This is a genomic window from Streptomyces sp. SID14436, from assembly GCF_010548465.1.
Lineage (GTDB): Bacteria > Actinomycetota > Actinomycetes > Streptomycetales > Streptomycetaceae > Streptomyces.
The window spans coordinates 1-1240 of record NZ_JAAGMD010000332.1 but is presented as its reverse complement, the minus strand read 5'-3'; the positions used below and the strand labels follow the sequence as shown (position 1 = coordinate 1240).

The window sequence follows — 1240 nt, the reverse complement described above, 5'->3', positions numbered from 1 at the left end:
CCGGGCCGGGCACCGTCCGGCGTGCGGGTGCGCACGCGGGTGCGCACGCGGGCGTGCAGGTCCAGGAGCCGGCGCGCCGGCAGGCGCAGGGCGGTGGGGGTGTCGGGCGAGTAGGCGGCGGTCCACACGGCGGCGGACAGCGCGGCCCGCAGGGTGGGGACGAGGCGCACGGGAACAGCATCCGGCGGGCCCCGGCGGCCGGTCCAACAGATGGTTTCGCTGGAACCCATCGCTACCGTGGATGGATGGAGATCCGGCAGCTGCGCCATTTCATGGCGGTCGTCACCGAGGGCGGCTTCACCGCCGCCGCGCGCGCCGAGCTGATCGCGCAGTCGGCGCTGAGCACCTCGGTCCGCAAGCTGGAACGGGAGCTGGGGGCCGACCTGTTCGACCGCACGGGCCGCCGGGTCGTGCTGACGGAGGCGGGCCGCGCGCTGCTGCCGCAGGCCCGGGCGCTGCTGGCGGGGGCGGAGGCGGCCCGGCACGCGGTGGCCGAGGTCGCGGGACTGGCCCGGGGCCGGGTGGCCATCGGCACCATCCAGACGCTCACATGTGTGGATCTTCCGGTGGAACTGGCCGCGTTCCACCGGGAGTTCCCCGGCGTCCAGGTGTCCGTGCGGGACTCCGGGGTCGACGAACTGACCGAGGCGCTGCGCGCGGGCGAGCTGGACCTGGCCTATCTGGCGCCGGACGCGCGGGAGTTGCCCGAAGGGCTGGCGGTGCACGCGACCTGGCACGAGGAGCTGGTGCTCATCACCGCGCCGGGCCACCGGCTGGCGGCGGCGGGAAAGGTGGAGGTGGGTGACCTGGCCGAGGAGCCGTTCGTGGACTTCCGCGCGGGCACCGGTCTGGAGACGGCCGTCCGGCGGCTGGCCGCCGGGTGGGGGCTGCGGCGGCACATCACCTGTGACGTGACGCAGGCCGGGCTGCTGGTGGATCTGGTGCGGGCCGGGATCGGGGTGGCGTTCGTGCCGCGGCCGATCGGTGAGCGGGCCGGACTGCCCTGTCTGGCGGTGCGACAGCCGGACCCGGGGCGCACGGTCGTCCTGGCGGGCCGCGGGCCACGCCCACGCAACCCGGCGGCGGCCGCACTGCTCCACCACCTGACGGCCGCGGACCGGCGAGACACGGCGGCTGCCGGGCGCCGGCGCCCTGTTGACGGCGGCGGGCGCCGTGCTGACGCCCCGGCCGACGGGTAGCACCCTGCCGGAGGCGGCACGAGCCCGCCGGACACGACAGG

At 76.7% G+C, this 1240-nt stretch carries 1 protein-coding gene; it reads left to right on the top strand.

From position 1 onward, the window contains the following. Nucleotides 1-245 precede the first annotated feature (245 nt). Nucleotides 246-1199 carry a LysR substrate-binding domain-containing protein gene (locus G3I53_RS11930; RefSeq protein ID WP_164438318.1) on the top strand — a complete coding sequence of 318 codons (954 nt, stop codon included), beginning with the start codon at nucleotides 246-248 and terminating at the stop codon, nucleotides 1197-1199. The last annotated feature ends 41 nt before the right edge of the window (nucleotides 1200-1240 follow it).